Below are 19,313 nucleotides of genomic sequence, written 5' to 3' on the forward strand. Positions count from 1 at the left end.
ATTAGAGCTGATCGGGGACTATTGGGATAGATGAGCTTGCTGGGACTCCCGCCACCTAAGTCAGGTATGTGGCAAACTCCCCTCGGGTGGTAAGCCACCAGCTGGGGGTAACGAGTGAGCAAAATAGACGTCAGCCGGCTGAGAGAGCCGGCTGCATGGATCATGCTTGCGGTCGCGGCGGGAAACGTTCTCATCGCGCTCTTGCAGATGCTGGTCGCGGAGTCGGGGACGATGACGTCGCTGCTGGTGCGTGCGCGCCTGGTGCAGGGTGAGCTGACCAGTCCGGTCGCCGCCGCGCTCGCCGTGGGCGCCGTCGTGCTGGTCACGAAGCTCGGCGACCCGACGGCCAAGGCGAAGACGATCGCCTACGGCGCGGCGGGCACGCTGGCCGTCGGCGCATTCTTCGGCGCGATCGCGCTGCTCCTGGGGCTGTTCTCCGGGATGGGCTTCATGAGCCTGCTCGGCTTCGTGCTGCAGGGCGTGCCGACCCTGGCGCTCACCGCGCTCGCACTGGTCTACCTGCTGCCGCAGGTGATCACCCCGCGCCCCGCCGCCCCCGCGTTCGGCGGGTACGGCCAGCAGTACCCCCAGCAGGGCTACGCCCAGCAGCCGCCGGTCCAGCAGCCGCCCACGGGCGGCCAGCCGTACGGCCAGCAGCCGCCCGCGCAGCAGCCGCCCGCCCAGCCGCAGTACGGCCAGCAGGCGCCGAGCCAGGCCCAGCCGGGCTACGCGCAGCAGCCGCCGAGCTACGGCGGCCAGCCGGGTTACGAGCAGCCGGGCTACGACCGGCAGCCGACCTTCGACCAGCCGACCTTCGACCAGCAGGGCTACGACCAGCAGGGCTACGACCAGCGGGGCTACGAGCCGCAGGCCCCCAGCCAGGCTCCGCAGGGTTACGAGCAGCAGGGCTACGGCCAGGAGTCCTACCAGGCCCCTCAGCCGGGCCAGCAGGGTCAGCAGGCCGCTCAGGGACACGCGCCGCAGGCCCACGGAGCTCAGCCCCACGGGTCCCAGGCACACGGATCTCAAGCCCAGGCGGCCCAGCCCCAGCAGCAGCCCGTGCAGCAGGAGGCGTACCAGCCGCCCAGGCACGAGCGGCCGGCCCTGCCCCCGGCGCCCGAGCCGCAGCCCCCCGCCTACGCCCCCACCGAGACGCTGCAGAGCGCATACGCCGCCGAGCCGAACCCCTACGCGCCGCAGGAGCCAAGCGGCTACACGCCGTCGGAGACCCTGCCGACCACGGGGTACGCGCCGGCGCAGGAGTACCAGCCCGCGCCGTACGTCCCGGCCGACAGCCTGCCCAACGCCTACACGCCGTCGCACAGCTCGCCGAACGCCTATGAGCCGTCCTACCAGCCGGCCGACACCGCGCCCGGCGCGCCGTACCAGCAGCAGGACGCGGGCCAGGGCTCGCCGTACCAGCAGGCAGACGCGGGGGCGTACCAGCAGCAGGAGCCCCAGCAGCCCTACTACGAGCAGCCGCCCGCCTTCGAGCCACAGGGTGGCAGCCCGTTCACCGGCTACTCGGGCCAGGAGTACGCCCAGCAGGCCCCGCCCGCCTACGGCGAGCCCGACCCGCCGGTCGACCCGCGCTCGCAGCAGATGCTGCACGCCTACCAGCAGGCCGAGACCTACCAGCAGTCGACCGCGGGCACCCATCCGCAGCTGCACTTCGACCCGGCCCAGCCGTACCAGCAGCCGTACGATGATCCGTTCGGCCACCCGCAGACCCCGCCCGCGCCCGCCTACCAGCAGGCGCCGCCCGCGGACTCGACGATCAGGTTCGACCAGAGCGGCTACCGCCCCGGTGACGACCCCATCGACCCGACGGCGATCTACACGCCGAACGATCCGCGCAGGTAAGGCTTCGGTCAGTACGGGATAGAGAGAAGGTGGGCCCTGGGCGGGCGTCAAGCCCGCCCTGGTACGGTTCCGACCGCTGACAGCGTTGATCAAGTCACGTCAAGGCCATGGATTCCGGTTTCGGCCGGTCCCGACAGCGCATGGCAAGCACACCGGGGCGAGGTGGTCTTTCCCCGGATACCGGCATGCCGCTTGACGTCACCTACGGCACGCGCGTGTAATTACAGCCATGTTGTTACGCCTCCAGGGTGGGTATCTAAGGAGGCGTCCATGGGGGGCTCCATTGCGGGCGGGCGGCAGGGAGGTGTGCAGTGACCGAGTTGGTGGTCATCGCACAGGAACAGCTTGACGCTGAAGAACTCGGCTGGCAGGAGCGCGCACTGTGCGCGCAGACTGACCCTGAGGCGTTCTTCCCGGAGAAGGGTGGCTCCACCAGAGAGGCCAAGAAGGTGTGCCGTTCCTGCGAGGTTCGGGCCGAGTGTCTTGAATACGCACTCGAGCACGACGAGCGGTTCGGCATCTGGGGTGGGCTGTCCGAGCGGGAGCGCCGGAGGATCAAGAAGCAGGCCGTCTAACGAATATTCACCAGGGTCACGCGGCGGTCGGTGTCTGCCGCGTGACCCTTTCGACTGTTATGGTGTCCGGCGCTGATCATCCCCCTGGTTGGAGCCGCGCCGATGTCCGCACCCCTCGTCACCGCCATCGTCGTGGCCCACGACGGCGCCCGCTGGCTGGGTGAGACGCTGAGCGGGGTGCTCGGCCAGAGCCGCCCCGCCGACCGGGTGGTCGGCGCCGACAACGGCAGCCGCGACGGCTCCGCCGACCTGCTCGAACGCGCGCTGGGCGCGGGCAACGTGCTGCGCCTTCCCCGCTCGACCGGCTTCGGCGCGGCGGTCGCCGAGGTCCTCGGGAAGCTGGAGGCGGCGCCGGGCGAGTGGATCTGGCTGCTCCACGACGACTGCGCGCCCGACCCGCACGCGCTCCGGCATCTGCTGATGGCCGCCGAGCGCGACCCCAAGGCGGCGGTGCTCGGCCCGAAACTGCGCGACTGGATGGACCGCAGGCTGCTGGTGGAGGTCGGCGTCACCGTCGACCGCTCGGGCCGGCGCGACACGGGGCTGGAGCCGCGCGAGTACGACCAGGGCCAGTACGACGGCGACCGCGACGTGCTGTCGGTCTCGTCGGCGGGCATGCTCGTCCGCCGTGACGTGTGGGCGGCGGTCGGCGGCATCGACCCGGCTCTCGAACTGTTCCGCGACGACCTCGACCTGTGCTGGCGGGTCCGCAACGCGGGTCATCGCGTCGTCAACGTCAGGCGGGCGGTGGCCTACCACGCCGAGGCGGCCGCGCGCAGGAGGCGGCGCATCACCGCCAGCGGCGACCACCCGCGACGGCTCGACCGGCGCAACGCGATGTTCGTCGTCATGGCGAACCTGCCGTTCGCCGCGATGCTGTGGGCGCTGGTGCGCAACGTGCTCGGCTCGGTGGTCGCCACCCTGCTGTTCGTCGTGGCGAAGCAGCCGGCCAACGCCTACGACGAGGTGGCGGCGCTCGGCTCGGTGCTGCTGCACCCAGGGCGGCTGATCAAGGCCCGACGTGCTCGCAAACCCGGCCGAAAACAGGGATATTTCGCGATAAAGAAGCTGTTGACGCCGCGCGGAGCCGCCTACCGCCGCCTGACCGATCTGGTGCAGGGCTTCCTCGCGGGTGAGGGCCCCGTGGAGTCGGCCGGCCGGCACCACGCCGTCGTGGCGCCGCCGAGCGAGGAGGACGAGATCGTCCTGGACGACTCCGGATTCCTGCGGCGCTTCCTCAGCCGTCCCGGCGTGCTCCTCACACTCGCGCTGACCGTGATCGCGCTCGTCGCCGAGCGGAACGTGCTCGGCGGCTCGCTGCTCGGCGGCGGCGCGCTGGTGCCCGTCGTCGGCGGGGCCGCCGACCTGTGGCGCTTTTACCTGGAGGGCTTCCACGACACGGGCCTCGGGTCGAGCGCGTGGGCGCCGCCGTACGTGGCGGTCGTCGCCGCCGTGTCCACGCTGTTCCTCGGCAAGACCTGGCTGGCGGTCTCGGTGCTGCTGCTCGGCTCGGTGCCGCTCGCGGGCGCCTCGGCCTACCTCGCCACCCGGCGGATCATCCCCGCCGTTCCCGCCAGGATCTGGCTGGCGGCCGGCTACGCGCTGCTGCCCGTGGCCACCGGCGCCATCGCCGCGGGCCGGCTCGGCACCGCGGTGGTCTTCGTGCTGCTGCCCGTCTACGCGGGCCTCGGCGTGCAGCTGCTGTCGGCCGAGCCCCGCCGCGCCCGCCGCGCGGGGTGGGGGCTCGGGCTGCTGCTGGCCGTGGGCACGGCGTTCGCGCCGCTGGTCTACGTGCTGCTGGCGGTGCTCGGCGTGCTCGCGATGATCGCCTTCGGCCGGGTACGGCAGCTGGCCACGGCGCTGGCCGTCCCGCCGGTGCTGCTCTTCCCCTGGCTGCGCGGTTTCGCCGACCATCCGGGCCAGCTGCTGCTGGAGGCCGGGCTGCACCGGTCGTCGCTGATCGATCCGGCGCTGCCGCCGCACGCCCTGCTGACGTTCAGCCCCGGAGGTCCGGGGCTGCCGCCGTTCTGGGTCACGGCGGGGCTCATCGCGACCGCGCTGGCCGCCCTGCTGTTCCGCCGCCAGCGCATGATCGTCGCCATCGGCTGGGGCATCGCCGTGTACGGCGTGCTCGTCGCGATCCTGGTCAGCCGGGTGACCGTCACGTCGGCGGCCGGAGGCGAGGCGGCCAGGGCGTGGCCCGGCATCCCGCTGGCCCTCGCCGCCACCGGACTGCTGGTGCTGGTCGCGTTGACCGCGCACCGGCTGGCCGAACTGCGCGCGGCCGGAGGGCTGCGCAGGCTGGTCGCGGTGGTCGTGGTCGCGGTCGCCTTCAGCACGCCGGTGCTGGCCGCCGCCTTCTGGATCGCCTCGGGCACGCGCGGCCCGCTGAGCGGCTCGACGCCCGACCCGATGCCCGCGCTCGCCGAGGGGACCAGGACGCTGCTGCTGCGCGGCGAGTCCTTCACCGTGCTGCACCGCCGTACGCCGTTGCTGGGGGAGGCGGAGCTCCCCGTGCGGGAGCAGGTCCGTGACCGGGTGGCGCGGGCGGCGGCGGGCCTGGTCGCGGGGCGCGGTGGCACCGACGCCGCCACGCTGGCGGCCCTCGGGATCTCCCACGTCGCCGTGGCCGAACCCGCGCCCGAGGTCGCCAAGGCGCTGGACTCCCAGCCGCAGCTCACCCACCTGAGCCTGACGGAGCGGGAAGGAGTGTGGCGGCTGGTCGAGCCGCCCGCCCGGGTGCGGGCGCCGCCGGAGGATCCGTTGCGCCTGCCCATGCTGTGGGCGCAGGCCGCGCTCACCGCGCTGGTGCTCGTGCTGGCCGCGCCCGGCGCCCGCACGGCCGATCCGCTCGTGGTGGCGGTGGCCTGATGAAGGGGTTCGTGGAGAACAGGTTCGGCCTCGTGGTGCTGGTCCTGATCGCGCTCGGCGCGCTGTACGGCGTGGCCTTCCTGACACGTCCGGCACCGGCGCCACCACCCGCGAAGGGCCCGCAGAAGGTCGCCGTGGAGTCCGTGGTCGCCGTCTGCCCCGCCCCGCGCGGCGCCGAGGTCGCCGTGCTGAGCGCCCAGAGCGAGGGCGCGGTCGCGGTCGGATCCACCCAGGTGAAGGAGCCGGGCAAGCTCTGGCGCGCCAAGGTGAAGGGCGACGACCCCGTCGTGGTGAAGGCCACGGGGACGGCGGCGCGCGGCCTGGAGGCGTCGTTCGGCACGAAGACGGTCAAGGGCCGCTCGCGCGGTCTGGCCGGGGTGCGGTGCACCGAGCCCGCGGGGACCACCTGGCTGGTCGGTCCTGGCCCCACCGCCGCCGAGGTGAAGCTGCATCTGACCAACGCCGACGCCGCGCCCGCGCTGGCCGACGTGGCGGTGTACTCGGCGGAGGGGCCGGTGCCCAGCGACGCGGGGCGGGGGATCACCGTGAAACCGGGCGCGCATCTCGAACTCGACCTGCACGAGCTGGCCCCGTCGGCGACCGTGGTCGCGGTGGGCGTGACGACGAGCGGCGGCAGGCTCGCGGTGGCGGCGAAAGCGGTGATGGACGGGCGAGGCGTGGACTGGCTGCCCGCCGCGGCTCCCCCGGCCACGCGGGTGGTGGTGCCGGGCATCCCCTCAGGGGAGGGCAAGAGGGAGCTCCTGGTGGCCGCGCCCGGAACGGCGGACGCCACGGTTCAGGTCCGGGCGGTGACCACGGACGGCAGTTATGCGATGAAGGGGCGTGAAACGCTCGATGTGATCGCGGGAAGCGTGGCCGTCATGGACCTGACCAAGGGGCTCGACGAGCAGGCGGCCGCGATCGAGCTGGTTTCGGACGTGCCGGTGGTGGCCGGGATGGTGATCTCCACCTCGGTGGACGTGGCCTTCAGCGCGGGAACGCCCTCCCTGGAGCTGGGCGCCGCCGTCGCCGACAACGGCAAGGGGTCGTCGCTGGTGCTCACGGCCGTGGGTGGTCCCGGCCGGGTGCGGGTGGGCACGGCCACCGTGGACATCCCCGCCTCGCGCACCAAGGTCGTGAAGGTGAAGGCGGGCACGGGAGTGGTGGTGACGCCCGTGTCGGGGGAGGTCTACGGCGGGCGGGTGACACGGGACCGGCTCAAGAGCGGAACGCTGATCACCGCCCAGCCGCTGTCGCAGGGGCGGATCTGGACGATGCTGCCCACCTACACCGACGACCCCGCCGTCGTGCTGCCATGACGGCGCGGCGCCCCCGGCGGTGGTCGCGGCGGCCTCAGCCGCGTTCGTCGTAGCCGGGGTCGACCGTCTCGGGCGAGAGGCCGAGCAGCGTGGCCACCTGCTCGACCACGGTGTCGTGGACGAGCGCCCCCAGCATGTCGCGGTCGCGGGCCCGAGCCTCCAGCGGGCGCCGGTAGATCACCACCGAGGCGGGATCGGCGCCCGAGGCGGTGTCGGCCCTGCCGAACGGGATCGGCTCCGTGCCGAGCCGTCCGGGGCCGTCGCCGAGCTCGCTGACCGGAGGCACCTCCTCCACGGCGAACTCCACGGCCGCCAGCTGCTTGCCCCACTGCGGCTTGAGCCGGTCGACCGCGTCGAGGACCAGGTCGTCGAACCGCTCACTGCGCGAGCGGGCGATGGGGACGTAGGAGGGAGCCAGCGGACCGCGAAGCCCGCGACCATGGCGGTCACGCCGCCGGGGACCACGCGTCGGTGTCACCACTCAAGCTTAAGCTTTCGGACACACCTAATCAGGGCCACCATCGGTACAGGTGGGTGTAAACGCTGTGACAGGTGTCCGAATTGTGGCGACACGCTCGTTAAGAGCGCTCAGGTAGTGGCGCCTCGCACTCTTACCGGATACGGTCCCTCCGTGAGCCCCGTCCGCCGCTGTTCCCGCACTGCTTGCAGTCAGCCTGCCGTCTTCACGCTCACGTACGTATACGCCGACTCGACCGCGGTTCTCGGCCCACTGGCGACGTACGCCGAGCCACATTGCTATGACCTGTGCGCCGAACACGCCGAACGGCTGACCGCCCCCCGAGGCTGGGAGGTCGTCCGCCTGCCGACGGACGGCGGCAGCCCGAGCACCGACGATCTCGAGGCGTTGGCCAACGCCGTCCGCGAGGCGGCCCGCCCCGCGCCGTCCGGCGGCACCGAGCCGGTCGGGCAGGGCGTCGAGGTCGGCCGCCGGGGTCATCTGCGGGTCCTTCGCTCCGCGCAACCCCACCGCGACCGCTAGTAGGCTCGTCTCAGTCAGACAGGCGACCAAAGGGACGGGCGAGTGGGCGATCTCTCCAAGATCTTCAAGGCGTACGACGTGCGCGGCGTGGTGCCTGAGGAGCTAGACGAGGAGACCGCCGAGGCCGTGGGGGCGGCGTTCGCGGACGTGACGGGCGCGACGCAGGCCGTCCTCGCCCACGACATGCGCGTCTCCTCGCGCGCGCTGGCCGACGCGTTCATCCGCGGTGCGACCAGCAGGGGCGTCGACGTGATCGACGCCGGGCTCGGCTCCACCGACCTGCTCTACTACGCCAGCGGCAGCCTCGACCTGCCGGGCGTGATGTTCACCGCCAGCCACAACCCCGCCCGCTACAACGGCATGAAGATGTGCCACGCGGGCGCCGTGCCGGTCGGCGCCGACACCGGGCTCACCGCCGTCCGCGACCAGGCCGCCGCCTACCTGAAGAACGGCATCCCCGCCAAGAAGGCAGGCAGCAGGATCGAGAAAGACCTGCTCAGCGGCTACGCCGAGCACCTGCGCACGCTGGTCGACCTGTCGGGCGTCAGGCCGCTGCGGGTGGTCGTCGACGCGGGCAACGCGATGGGCGGTCACACCGTCCCCGCCGTCTTCGCGGGCCTGCCGATCGAGGTGACGCCGCTCTACTTCGAGCTCGACGGCACCTTCCCGAACCACGAGGCCAACCCGATCGAGCCGGAGAACCTGCGCGACCTGCAGCGGGCCGTACTCGAGGGCGGCGCCGACCTGGGGCTCGCCTTCGACGGCGACGCCGACAGGTGCTGGGTGATCGACGAGCGCGGCGAGTCGGTCTCGCCGTCCACGATCACCGCTCTGGTGGCCGCGCGCGAGCTGGCCAAGCACCCGGGCTCGACCGTCATCCACAACCTGATCACCTCGCGCGCCGTCCCGGAGATCATCGCCGAGCACGGCGGCGTGCCGCTGCGCACCAGGGTCGGCCACTCCTTCATCAAGGCCGAGATGGCCCGCACGGGCGCGGTCTTCGGCGGGGAGCACTCCGCCCACTACTACTTCCGCGACTTCTGGTTCGCCGACTCGGGCATGCTGGCCGCGCTGCACGTGCTGGCCGCCCTCGGCGAGCAGGATCGGCCGCTGTCGCGGGTGCTGGCGCCGTACGCGCGCTACACCGAGAGCGGCGAGATCAACAGCACCGTCGCGGACCAGCGGGAGGCCCTGCTGAGAGTGCGCGAGCAGTTTGCGGGTCGCGGCGAGGTCGACGAGCTCGACGGCCTGACCGTGACGGGGTCAGGCTGGTGGTTCAATCTCCGTCCGTCCAACACCGAGCCGCTGCTCAGGCTGAACGCCGAGGCGGCCGACGAGAGCCAGATGGCAGCGATCAGGGACGAAGTCCTCGCTGCCGTGAGGAGCTGAACAGTGAAGATCGACAACTGGCTGCTGGAGATCCTGGCGTGCCCGGCGTGCAAGTCCCCGCTTCGCGCGGAGGTCGACGCCGAGGAACTGGCCTGCACCGGCTGCGGCCTCGTCTACCCGGTCAGGGACGACATCCCGGTCCTGCTCGTGGACGAGGCAAGGAAGCCGTGACCTGGGAGCCCGAGCGACTCGACGACCAGGCCCAGCTGTCCGCGGGTGACCCCGGCGCGATGCTGCCCGCGGTCGCCTCGGCCGCCGCCCAGGTGCGCACCGCTCATCGCAACGCCGGCGAGTCGGGCGTCGCGCGGCTGGCCCAGGAGGGCAGGCCGCGCGCGATCGTGGTCGCGGGCATGGGCGCGGCCGCGCTCGCGGGAGACATCCTGGCGGTGCTGTGCGGGTACGGCGCGCCGCTCCCCGTCGTCACCGTGCGCTCGGGCCGCCTGCCCGGCTGGGTGGGCGCCACCGACCTGGTCATGGCAGTGTCGTCGTCGGGGCGCACGGCCGAGACGCTGTCGGTGGCGACGGAGGCCGCACGGCGGGGCTCCTCGCTGCTCGCCGTCACGGCACCGGACTCACCGCTGCACGCCATCGCCACGCAGGCCTCCGCGCTGTTCGTCCCCGTGGAGCCGACCGGGCCGTCGCGGGCCAACCTGTGGGGCCTGGCGGTGCCGCTCGTCGCGGCGGCGGACGCGCTCGGGCTGATCAAGGCGGGTCCCGACCTGTTCGAGGACGTCGCCAAGGGGCTGGAGGAGATGGCGCACCGGTGCCGTCCGACGAGCGAGTCGTTCGTCAACCCGGGCAAGGCGCTGGCCATGGAGCTGGCCGAGAGCGTGCCGGTGCTCTGGGGCGCCACGTCGCTGACCGCGATCGCGGCGCACCGGCTGGCCCTGCAGCTGCACGAGAACGCCAAGTACCCGGCCATGTGGGGCGCGCTTCCCGAGGCGGGACACAACCAGCTGGCCGTGGTCGAGGGACCGCTGGCCGAGCGCGACATCTTCGCCGACACCGCGGCGCGCACGGTCCGGCTGGTCCTACTCCGCGAGTCCGACGAACGGCCTCTCGAGCTGCTCGGCATCGCCCACGATCGCGGCGTGCCGGTCACCGAGCTGGTCGCCGAAGGCGCGCATCCGCTCGAACGGCTGGCCACGCTGATCGAGCTCGGCGACTACGCGAGTGTCTATCTCGCGCTGGGGTATGGCGTCGATCCGACCCCAGTGGCGGCGATCACAGAGCTACAGGCCAGAATTTCCCAATAAGATCCCATTTCCGGGATTTCAGTGGCATGAGTGGAGATATACGTTGAGCGCGAGTGGCGGAACCAAAGCGATCATTGCGGCATTGACGGCGAATCTCGCGATCGCCGTCGCGAAGTTCGTCGCCTTCCTGTTCACCGCCTCGTCCTCGATGCTGGCCGAGTCGATCCACTCGGTCGCCGACTCGGGCAACCAGGCGCTGCTGCTGCTCGGCGGCAAGCGTGCCCAGCGGGCGCGCACGAAGGAGCACCCGTTCGGCTACGGTCGCGAGCGTTACTTCTACGCCTTCGTCGTCGCGGTCGTGCTGTTCACGGTCGGCGCGGTGTTCTCGATCTACGAGGGCATCCACAAGATCGAGGTAAGGGGTGACGTCGAATCGCCCCAGTGGGCGTTCAGCGTGCTGATCTTCGCGATCATCGCCGAGATCTTCTCCTTCAGGACCGCGATCAAGGAGTCGAACCACGTCCGCGGCAAGCAGAGCTGGGTGGCCTTCGTCCGCCACGCCAAGTCGCCGGAGCTCCCCGTGGTGCTGCTGGAGGACCTGGGCGCGCTGCTCGGCCTGATCTTCGCGCTGTTCGGCGTCACCATGGCCGTGGTCACCGGCGACGGCCTCTGGGACGGCATCGGCACCCTGATGATCGGTGTCCTGCTCGCGGTCATCGCGATCATCCTGGCCATCGAGACCAAGTCGCTGCTGCTGGGCGAGGGCGCCTCGCCCGACGTCGAGACGCAGATCAGGACTGCGCTCGAAGGGTCGCCCGAGGTGTCGCGCGTCATCCACATGCGCACGCTGCACCTCGGCCCCGAGGAGCTGCTGGTGGCCGCGAAGATCGCCGTCGACCACGACGACACGGCGGCCGACGTGGCCCGCGGCATCGACGAGGCCGAGCAGCGCATCCGCACCGCGGTCCCGATCGCGCGGGTCATCTACCTGGAGCCCGACCTCGACCGGGCCACCATCAAGTAACCCCGCCAAGTAGCCCTACTCGTGGCCGGTGATGCAGGACGTGCCCGCGTCGGTCTGGTCGAACAGGCACCGGCCACCCTTGTCCAGCGTGACGACCTTCTTCACGGTGGCGAACTGACGTAGCGTCCTGTCGATCGTGTGCAGGATGCGGGCGTCGCCGCCGACGCCGAGCCCCATCACGGTGCGGCAGAAGCGCAGCGTCGCGGTGCCGTGCTTGATCTTCAGCTGGAAGTCGGCGCCGCAGTCCGACCTGCCCTTGATCTGACGGCCGAGCTCCGAGTGCAGCCCGCGCTTGCGCTCGGCCTTGGTCGGGCCCTTGATGAGCTGCTTGATGGCGAACGTGGCGACCCCGCTGTCGGGGGCCTTCCTGCTGACGGCGACGACCTTGCCGGGGATGCCGAGGTCCGCGGAGAAGTAGACCTTCACGATGGGGCCGGTGGCGGTGGCGGGCGTCAGAGCGAGGGCGGTGGCGAGGATGAGCTCTTTCATACTCCGTTTGACGGCCTGCGGGGGCCTCGGGTTTGCAGCAATCGCAGCGCCTTCTCCTTCTCGAAGTCGAGGGCGCGCCTGGGCGCCTGCAGCCGGCCGATCCGCAACCCCAGATCCCGTACGGCCTGCGCCACCCCCGGCTCACTCAGCGCGCGCAGCGCGAAGGCCAGCTCGGCAGGGGAGACGTCGAACCGCCGCTCGACCTCGACGGCCTGGGCCACCGCCGCCAGGTCGTCCTCGCTGAACCTGCGGTGCGCCCCGCGCTCCCTGACCGGCGGCAGGAGCCCGAGCGCCTCCCGGTAGCGGAGCATGCGAGGGGACATCCCCAACCGCCTGGCGGCCTCTGTGATGCGCATCCTTACATTCTTATGGAAGATTCAGCCCCCTCGGGATGCGACACGAAACAGGCCCACCTAGACTCGACGGCGACAACTTCGTTTCGCGAGGGGTAAACAGATGGACTTCAAGGTCGCCGACCTTTCACTTGCCGACTTCGGCCGCAAGGAGATCCGGCTCGCCGAGCACGAGATGCCCGGCCTCATGGCGGTTCGCAAGGAGTACGCGGCCTCCCAGCCCCTCCGCGGCGCGAAGATCATGGGCTCGCTGCACATGACGATCCAGACCGCCGTCCTCATCGAGACGCTCGTCGCGCTCGGCGCCGAGGTCCGCTGGGTCAGCTGCAACATCTTCTCCACCCAGGACCACGCGGCCGCCGCCGTCGCCGTCGGCCCCAACGGCACCGTGGACAACCCCCAGGGCGTCCCCGTCTTCGCCTGGAAGGGCGAGACGCTGGAGGAGTACTGGTGGTGCACCGAGCAGGCGCTCACCTGGCCGGGCGGCGAGGGCCCCAACATGATCCTCGACGACGGCGGCGACGCCACGCTCCTGGTCCACAAGGGCGCCGAGTACGAGAAGGCCGGCGCCGTCCCCTCCGCCACCGAGAACGACCCCGAGGAGTGGCACGTCATCATCGACCTGCTCACCCGCACGGTCGGTGAGCAGAAGAAGTGGACGAAGATCGCCGAGCAGATCAAGGGCGTGACAGAGGAGACCACCACCGGGGTCCACCGTCTCTACGAGATGTTCAAGAGCGGCACGCTGCTGTTCCCCGCGATCAACGTCAACGACTCGGTGACCAAGTCGAAGTTCGACAACAAGTACGGCTGCCGCCACTCGGTCATCGACGGCCTCAACCGCGCCACCGACGTGCTCATCGGCGGCAAGGTGGCCGTGGTCTGCGGTTACGGCGACGTCGGCAAGGGCTGCGCCGACGCGCTGCGCGGCCAGGGCGCCCGCGTCATCGTCACCGAGATCGACCCGATCTGCGCGCTGCAGGCGGCCATGGACGGCTTCCAGGTCACCACCCTGGAGGAGGTCGTCGGCATCGCCGACATCTTCGTGACCACGACCGGCAACTTCGACATCATCACGGCCGACCACATGGCCAAGATGAAGCACCAGGCGATCGTGTCCAACATCGGCCACTTCGACAACGAGATCGACATGGCCGGCCTGACGAAGACGCCCGGCATCGTCAGGAACAACATCAAGCCGCAGGTCGACGAGTGGGTCTTCCCCGACGGCCACTCCATCCTGGTGCTGGCCGAGGGCCGCCTGATGAACCTGGGCTGCGCCACCGGCCACCCGTCGTTCGTCATGTCGAACTCCTTCACCAACCAGGTGATCGCGCAGATCGAGCTCTTCACCAAGACCGAGGAGTACCCGATCGGCGTCTACACGCTGCCCAAGCACCTGGACGAGAAGGTCGCCCGCCTCCACCTCGACGCGCTGGGCGTCAAGCTCACCACGCTGACCAAGGCGCAGGCGGAGTACATCGGCGTCAACGTCGAGGGCCCGTACAAGCCGGAGCACTACCGGTACTGATCCGGGACCGGACGGCGGGTGCCTCTATCTGGCGCCTGCCGTCTCTCCGTATCCATCCACCTACTCCGTATCCGCCCATCTTCTCCGTATCCGCCGGTCTCTCATCTCTCCGTCTCTGCCGGTCTTTCATCTCGTACGGCAAGCCGGGTGTGGCGCCTCCGCGGTCACGTGGTCCCGTCCGCAGCAGGCGCTCCACCCAGCAGGACTTCGGTTCCCGCCGTCACGACACCCGTAGACCCGATAGGTCTTCGAGACTGAGAGACTCGATCCTCGAGACGCTGGCCTTCTGGGCCGCGTGTCCCAGGACCGCGTGTCCCAGGACTGCGTGTCCCAGGACTGCGTGTCCCAGGACGGCGTGTCCAGGACCGCGGCCCGTGTCGCTTCGGTTCTTGTGGCCCTTTCCCGGGAGACCTTGGGCCCCGTGAGACCTTGGGGCCGGATCTCGGGGGCTTGGCGAGTGGGAGATCGGGTTCGGTTGGTCGGTTCGGGTCGGGGTCTGGGGGGTCGGTTGTGGGGGCGACGTGACGGTGGGTGGCCGGAGTCCTGCTGGAGTGGCGTGATGGACTGACGGTCAGCGGTGACCACGGTGGGCTTGACCTGGCTGTGCCGTAAAAAATCATGAAGGAGTTACGGTGGGAGAGCGGAGGATCGCCTGGGCGGGGCGGGGGATGCCGGTGGTGACGGCGATCGGGGAGCGGTTCGCCAGGGAGCGCCCGCTGGAGGGGCTCAGGATCGCCGCGTGCCTGCACGTCACCGCTGAGACCGCCGTTCTGATGGGTGCGCTCAAGGCCGGGGGCGCGGAGATCGCGCTGGCCGCGTCCAACCCGCTCTCCACCCAGGACGACGTCGCCGAGGCGCTCAGGACCTACGGCATCGCGGTCCACGCGCGTGCGGGCGTCGACCGGGCGACCTACTACCGCCACATCCACCAGGCGCTCGACCTCGCCCCCGACCTCGTGCTCGACGACGGCTGTGACCTGGTCAACATCCTGCACACCGAGCGCACCGACCTGCTCGACGGCGTGAGCGGCGGCTGCGAGGAGACGACCACCGGCATCATCCGGCTGCGTCAGATGGCCGCGGAGGGCGCGCTGCGCTTCCCCGTCGTCGCGGTCAACGACACGCGAACGAAGCGGATGTTCGACAACAGATACGGCACAGGACAGTCCACGCTCGACGGCATCATGCGCGCCACCAACATCATGCTCGCGGGGCGCACCGTGGTCGTCGCGGGGTTCGGCTACTGCGGGCGCGGCGTCGCCGAACGGGCCAAGGGGCTGGGCGCCCGTGTGATCGTCACCGAGATCGACCCCGTCAAGGCGCTCGACGCCTCCCTGCAGGGCTATGAGGTGCGGCAGATGGAGTCGGCCGCGCAGGTCGGCGACCTGTTCATCACGGTCACCGGCAACCGCGACGTCATCAGGGCCGAGCACCTGACGCTCATGAAGGACGGCGCGATCCTGGCCAACGCCGGGCACTTCGACGTCGAGATCGACGTCCGGGCCCTGGACGAGCTGGCCGTCTCACTGAACCAGGCCGTGCGGCCCAACACCGACGAGTACGTGCTCGCCGACGGCCGCCGCCTGCTCCTGCTGGCCGAGGGCCGCCTGGTCAACCTGACGGCGGCCGAGGGGCACCCCGCCGCCGTCATGGACATGTCCTTCTCCGCCCAGGCCCTCGCCGTCGCCTGGCTGGCCACCGAGCGCCTGAACCTGGCGCCCGGGGTGTATGACGTTCCCGAGAACATCGACGTCGAGGTGGCCAGGCTGAAGCTGGCGGCGACGGGCATCGAGATCGACCAGCTGACAGCGGACCAGGAGGACTACCTCCATTCCTGGCGCACAGGCTCCTGACATCGGGGCCGCTGGTTTTCGTGTGACAGTTCCCGGACAATCACTTGGTTGATCGCTGAACGACATGGATAATCCAGGGCATTTCCGTCTCTGGAGGCTCCATGAGATTGCGTGGCTTATCCTCCCTCCTCGCAGGGATCGTGGTGGCGATCGCCATGGCCCCTGTCCCCGCCTCGGCCGCCGATGAGGTCACCAAGAGTGACAACATCCGGCACGAAGCCCACCTCGATCTGCCCACCGGTGTGCAGATCAATACCGACATCGCCTTCCAGGGCGACTACGCCTACGTGGGCAGCTACACCGGCTTCTCGATCTACGACATCAAGCACCCGAAGCGCCCCAAGCTGGTCAGCACGGTCAGCTGCCCCGGCGGTCAGATGGACGTCACCATCTACGGCGACATCCTCGTCACCTCCGTCGACGACTCGATGAAGGACGACTCCTGCGCCGGCACGGCTCAGTCGCCGAGGGAGAAGAGCTCGTGGGAGGGCCTGCGGATCTTCGACGTCAGCGACAAGGCCAACCCGAAGTACGTCAAGTCGGTCGAGACGAACTGCGGCTCGCACACCCACACGCTGGTGCCCGGCAAGTCGCGTGACGCCTTCTACGTCTACGTCTCCTCCTACTTCCCCTCTGCGAACTTCCCCGACTGCCAGCCGCCGCACGACCGCATCTCGGTCGTCAAGGTTCCCGTTCGCAACCCGACCGCGGCCGCCGTGGTCAACATGCCGGTGATCTTCCCTGGCGGCGGCAACGACAGGACCCAGCAGCCGAACCTGCTCGCGGACACCAGCGGCTGCCACGACATCACCGTCTACGCCGAGAAGGACCTCGCCGCGGGCGCCTGCATGGGCGACGGTGTGCTCATGGACATCTCCGACCGGGAGAATCCCAAGGTCATCGACACGGTCAGGGACACGAACTTCGCGTTCTGGCACTCGGCGACCTTCAACAACGCCGGAACCAAGGTGGTCTTCACCGACGAGCTCGGCGGTGGCACCCAGGCCCGCTGCACCGCGGCCGAGGGCCCGACCAGGGGTGCCGACGCGATCCTCGACATCGTCGACGACAAGCTCGTCTTCAAGAGCTACTACAAGATCTCCAGGATCCAGACGAGCACCGAGAACTGCGTCGCGCACAACGGCTCGCTGATCCCGGTCAAGGGCAAGGACATCATGGTCCAGGCCTGGTACCAGGGCGGACTGTCGGTCTGGGACTTCACCGACTCGGCCCACCCGCAGGAGATCGCCTTCTTCGACCGCGGCCCGATCTCGGACACCCAACTCCGGCTCGGTGGCTTCTGGTCGGCGTACTACTACAACGGCTACATCTTCGGCAGCGAGATCTTCCGCGGGTTCGACGTGTTCAGGGTCGACGACCCGCGCGTCAACCAGGCGAGAGGCGTGAAGTTCGACCAGCTGAACGTCCAGACCCAGTCCAGGTACCGCGAACGCGGTCACTGACCCCGTGGGGGCGGCTCCCACCCAGGCAGTCGCCCCCACCATCCCTTCAACCCCGGCCGGCGTCCGCCCGGCCACGAGCATCGGCCCGGCTGTCAACGTGAGGGTCGGTGCCGGACTGCGGGGCCGGCTACAGGGCGGCCTGCATTTCCTGCATGCGGCGGATCTCTGCCGTCTGCTCGACGCCGATGTCGGCGGCGAGTTCGGAGATCCGCTGGTGGGAGCCGTCGCCGATCACCTTGGTCGCCATCGTGATCGCCCCCTGGTGATGAGCGATCATCAGGCTGAGGAAGAGCCGGTCGAACTCCACACCCGTCGCCGCCTTGAGCGCGGCCAACTGCTCGGGCGTCGCCATGCCCGGCATCCCGTCGTGCGCCGCGTGGTGTTCGGGCACCTTCTGGCCCTGCTCCTGGAGCCAGGTGGTCATGTACTGGATCTCGGGGCCCTGCGCGTCCTTGATGCGAGCCGCCAGCCCCTTCAGCTTCTCCGACTTGGCCCTGGTCGGCGCGAGGATCGCCATGTCGAGCGCCTGGCGGTGGTGGATGATCATGTCCTGCATGAACGTCACGTCCACCGCGTTCGCCGTGGGGGAGGGCACCGCCGTGGCGGCCTCGCCGGGTGACAGCGTCCTGGCGGCCTCGCCCGGCCTGCCCGGCGCGATCACCGGCGCCGTCGAGCCGTCCTTGGGCGCGGCGGCGGGCTTGCTGTCTCCGCTACAGCCCGCGAGGGCGACCACCGTACAGGTGATGACAACGAGCGCGGCGCGCACCTGACCTCCGTGAGTCGAGAGAGCGAACTGTAAACCAGAACCTTGATCATTCGATAGACGGCAGCCAGCAATAACATTTGACATATTGCGTGCTAGCTGAGAGTCAAAGGGAGCGTCACCATTTTTACATTTATGTCCCCCTTATCGGAGGCACCTGAGTGTTCACCCCCCGCAGAGCCCTCGTCCTGCTAGGAACAGCCGTCGCGTTAGCGATGACCACAGTGCCGGCCCAGGCCAGTGACATCCCCGCACCCGGCGAGATCGTCATGAGCCCGAACATTGAGCACGTCACCAACGTGCCCAAGCCCGCCGCGCTCGCCGACATCCACACCGACATGGCCTTCCAGGGCGACTACGCCTACGTCGGCAACTACTACGGCTTCTCCATCTACGACATCAAGCACCCGAAGCGCACCTCGCTCGTCAGCAGCGTGGTCTGCCCCGGCGGTCAGATGGACGTCTCCGTCTACGGTGACCTGCTCTTCGGCTCCGTCGACTCCTCCAGGAACAACGACTCCTGCTCCAGTGCGCCCCAGAGCGCGCGGATCAAGGAATCGTGGGAGGGCATCCGCATCTTCGACGTCAAGGACAAGACCAACCCGGTCTACGTCAAGTCCGTCGAGACCAACTGCGGCTCCCACACCCACACCATCGTGCCGGGCAAGGGCGCCGACGCCGCCAAGCACGTCTACCTCTACATCTCCTCCTACGGCCCCTCGCTGGACTTCCCCGACTGCCGGTCGCCGCACGACCTGATCTCGATCGTCAAGGTGCCGCTGGACAACCCCGCCGGGGCCACCGTCCTGAGCACGCCGGTGCTGTTCCCGCCCACCCGTGACACCAACGGCGACGGCGTGGCCGACGACGGCGGCTTCGCCGGTGTGCCGCTGCCGTACCCGAACGGCAAGTCCGCCACCTCCGGCTGCCACGACATCACCGCCTACCCGGAGAAGGACATCGCCGCCGGAGCCTGCATGGGCGAGGGCATCCTGATGGACATCTCCGACCGCGAGCGTCCCGTGGTCACCACCACGGTCCGCGACGAGGTGAACTTCGCCTTCTGGCACTCGGCGACGTTCAACAACGCCGGGACCAAGGTCATCTTCACCGACGAGCTCGGCGGCGGCTCCCGCGCCACCTGCAACGCGGCCATCGGCCCGAACCGCGGCGCCAACGCCTACTACGACCTCGTCGGCGGGCAGCTCCAGTTCCGCAGCTACTTCAAGATCGCCCGTCACCAGGCGGACACCGAGAACTGCGTCGCACACAACGGCTCGCTGATCCCGGTCAAGGGCCGCGACATCATGGTGCAGGCGTGGTACCAGGGCGGCATCTCCGTCGTGGACTTCACCGACTCGTCGCGTCCCGAGGAGATCGCTTACTTCGAGCGGGGTCCTGACAACACCGCTCCGGCGCTGAGTGGCGGGTTCTGGTCGGCCTACTACTACAACGGCTACATCTACGGGTCCGACTTCAACCTCGGCCTGGATGTGCTGCGCATCAACGATCCCCGCACCAACCAGGCCAACAGTGTCAAGTTCGACATCCTGAACGCCCAGACGCAACCTTCGTACCCCGAACACGGCCGCTAGCGGCACCTGAGAGCGGGCATCTCCATCAC

Annotated in this window: 16 protein-coding genes and 1 pseudogene; 13 read left to right on the forward strand and 4 right to left on the reverse strand. The window is 69.9% G+C overall.

Features of this window, described 5'->3' with window-relative positions; genetic code table 11:
- The first annotated feature begins 162 nt into the window (after nt 1-162).
- The 4 genes from H4W81_RS42085 to H4W81_RS42100 all read left to right on the forward strand — a co-directional run bounded on the left by H4W81_RS42085 (nt 163) and on the right by H4W81_RS42100 (nt 6,628).
- The gene (locus H4W81_RS42085) at nt 163-1,863 is read left to right on the forward strand and encodes a hypothetical protein (RefSeq protein WP_192779893.1); all 1,701 of its coding nucleotides are present in this window, start codon (nt 163-165) and stop codon (nt 1,861-1,863) included.
- Between the two features lie 311 nt (nt 1,864-2,174).
- Complete coding sequence (locus H4W81_RS42090) at nt 2,175-2,438, forward strand: WhiB family transcriptional regulator (RefSeq protein ID WP_192779894.1); 264 nt, start codon at nt 2,175-2,177, stop codon at nt 2,436-2,438.
- 102 nt (nt 2,439-2,540) lie between these two features.
- Nucleotides 2,541-5,309: a glycosyltransferase gene (locus tag H4W81_RS42095; RefSeq protein WP_192779895.1), complete on the forward strand. Its 2,769-nt coding sequence runs from the start codon at nt 2,541-2,543 to the stop codon at nt 5,307-5,309.
- Nucleotides 5,309-6,628 carry a DUF5719 family protein gene (locus tag H4W81_RS42100; protein ID WP_192779896.1) on the forward strand — a complete coding sequence of 440 codons (1,320 nt, stop codon included), beginning with the start codon at nt 5,309-5,311 and terminating at the stop codon, nt 6,626-6,628. Before H4W81_RS42095 ends, H4W81_RS42100 begins: the two co-directional genes overlap by 1 nt.
- Nucleotides 6,629-6,662: 34 nt before the next feature.
- Here the strand turns inward: H4W81_RS42100 and H4W81_RS42105 are convergent, their stop codons facing one another.
- Nucleotides 6,663-7,106 (reverse strand): metallopeptidase family protein, encoded by a 444-nt coding sequence (locus H4W81_RS42105; protein WP_318782419.1) that lies wholly within the window; start codon nt 7,104-7,106, stop codon nt 6,663-6,665.
- Nucleotides 7,107-7,259: 153 nt separating this feature from the next.
- Here H4W81_RS42105 and H4W81_RS42110 point away from each other — a divergent pair, with 153 nt between their 5' ends.
- The 5 genes from H4W81_RS42110 to H4W81_RS42130 are packed head-to-tail and all read left to right on the forward strand — an operon-like array spanning nt 7,260 to nt 11,237.
- On the forward strand, nt 7,260-7,628 hold the full coding sequence (locus tag H4W81_RS42110) for a DUF3499 domain-containing protein (protein WP_192779898.1): 369 nt from the start codon (nt 7,260-7,262) through the stop codon (nt 7,626-7,628).
- 42 nt (nt 7,629-7,670) lie between these two features.
- Nucleotides 7,671-9,017 carry a phosphomannomutase/phosphoglucomutase gene (locus H4W81_RS42115; RefSeq protein ID WP_192779899.1) on the forward strand — a complete coding sequence of 449 codons (1,347 nt, stop codon included), beginning with the start codon at nt 7,671-7,673 and terminating at the stop codon, nt 9,015-9,017.
- A gap of 3 nt (nt 9,018-9,020) precedes the next feature.
- Entirely contained in the window at nt 9,021-9,188 is a 168-nt protein-coding gene (locus tag H4W81_RS42120) for a Trm112 family protein (RefSeq protein WP_192779900.1), read from the forward strand.
- A complete protein-coding gene (locus H4W81_RS42125) occupies nt 9,185-10,273 on the forward strand; it encodes an SIS domain-containing protein (protein WP_318782420.1) in 1,089 nt (362 codons plus the stop codon). Before H4W81_RS42120 ends, H4W81_RS42125 begins: the two co-directional genes overlap by 4 nt.
- 43 nt (nt 10,274-10,316) lie before the next feature.
- Nucleotides 10,317-11,237 (forward strand): cation diffusion facilitator family transporter, encoded by a 921-nt coding sequence (locus H4W81_RS42130; protein WP_192779901.1) that lies wholly within the window; start codon nt 10,317-10,319, stop codon nt 11,235-11,237.
- 15 nt (nt 11,238-11,252) lie between these two features.
- Here the strand turns inward: H4W81_RS42130 and H4W81_RS42135 are convergent, their stop codons facing one another.
- Entirely contained in the window at nt 11,253-11,726 is a 474-nt protein-coding gene (locus H4W81_RS42135; protein WP_192779902.1) for a GerMN domain-containing protein, read from the reverse strand.
- Nucleotides 11,723-12,082 carry a MerR family transcriptional regulator gene (locus H4W81_RS42140; RefSeq protein WP_192779903.1) on the reverse strand — a complete coding sequence of 120 codons (360 nt, stop codon included), beginning with the start codon at nt 12,080-12,082 and terminating at the stop codon, nt 11,723-11,725. The genes H4W81_RS42135 and H4W81_RS42140 overlap by 4 nt, the downstream gene beginning before the upstream one ends.
- A gap of 100 nt (nt 12,083-12,182) precedes the next feature.
- Here H4W81_RS42140 and ahcY point away from each other — a divergent pair, with 100 nt between their 5' ends.
- From ahcY to H4W81_RS42155, 3 genes and pseudogenes are all read left to right on the forward strand, one after another.
- The gene (ahcY, locus tag H4W81_RS42145; protein ID WP_192779904.1) at nt 12,183-13,610 is read left to right on the forward strand and encodes an adenosylhomocysteinase; all 1,428 of its coding nucleotides are present in this window, start codon (nt 12,183-12,185) and stop codon (nt 13,608-13,610) included.
- Nucleotides 13,611-14,230: 620 nt separating this feature from the next.
- Nucleotides 14,231-15,463: pseudogene (locus tag H4W81_RS42150) on the forward strand (adenosylhomocysteinase); the annotation flags it as partial.
- Between the two features lie 101 nt (nt 15,464-15,564).
- Entirely contained in the window at nt 15,565-16,926 is a 1,362-nt protein-coding gene (locus tag H4W81_RS42155; protein WP_192779906.1) for an LVIVD repeat-containing protein, read from the forward strand.
- A gap of 127 nt (nt 16,927-17,053) precedes the next feature.
- Here H4W81_RS42155 and H4W81_RS49045 read toward each other — a convergent pair whose 3' ends face one another.
- Nucleotides 17,054-17,692 (reverse strand): DUF305 domain-containing protein, encoded by a 639-nt coding sequence (locus H4W81_RS49045; RefSeq protein ID WP_192779907.1) that lies wholly within the window; start codon nt 17,690-17,692, stop codon nt 17,054-17,056.
- A 158-nt stretch (nt 17,693-17,850) separates the two neighbouring features.
- On the opposite strand from H4W81_RS49045, the gene H4W81_RS42165 reads away from it, so the two are divergent.
- A complete protein-coding gene (locus H4W81_RS42165; protein WP_192779908.1) occupies nt 17,851-19,284 on the forward strand; it encodes an LVIVD repeat-containing protein in 1,434 nt (477 codons plus the stop codon).
- The last annotated feature ends 29 nt before the right edge of the window (nt 19,285-19,313 follow it).

The sequence above is a fragment of the Nonomuraea africana genome (assembly GCF_014873535.1).
In the GTDB taxonomy this organism is placed as follows: Bacteria; Actinomycetota; Actinomycetes; order Streptosporangiales; family Streptosporangiaceae; genus Nonomuraea; species Nonomuraea africana.

Bases quoted from the DNA above. Each gene is read 5' to 3' on its own strand.
- H4W81_RS42100 (WP_192779896.1), top strand. From the start codon at position 5,309: ATGAAGGGGTTCGTGGAGAACAGGTTCGGCCTCGTGGTGCTGGTCCTG.
- H4W81_RS42085 (WP_192779893.1), top strand. From the start codon at position 163: ATGCTTGCGGTCGCGGCGGGAAACGTTCTCATCGCGCTCTTGCAGATG.
- ahcY (WP_192779904.1), top strand. From the start codon at position 12,183: ATGGACTTCAAGGTCGCCGACCTTTCACTTGCCGACTTCGGCCGCAAG.
- H4W81_RS42135 (WP_192779902.1), bottom strand. From the start codon at position 11,726: ATGAAAGAGCTCATCCTCGCCACCGCCCTCGCTCTGACGCCCGCCACC.
- H4W81_RS42155 (WP_192779906.1), top strand. From the start codon at position 15,565: ATGAGATTGCGTGGCTTATCCTCCCTCCTCGCAGGGATCGTGGTGGCG.
- H4W81_RS42140 (WP_192779903.1), bottom strand. From the start codon at position 12,082: ATGCGCATCACAGAGGCCGCCAGGCGGTTGGGGATGTCCCCTCGCATG.
- H4W81_RS42095 (WP_192779895.1), top strand. From the start codon at position 2,541: ATGTCCGCACCCCTCGTCACCGCCATCGTCGTGGCCCACGACGGCGCC.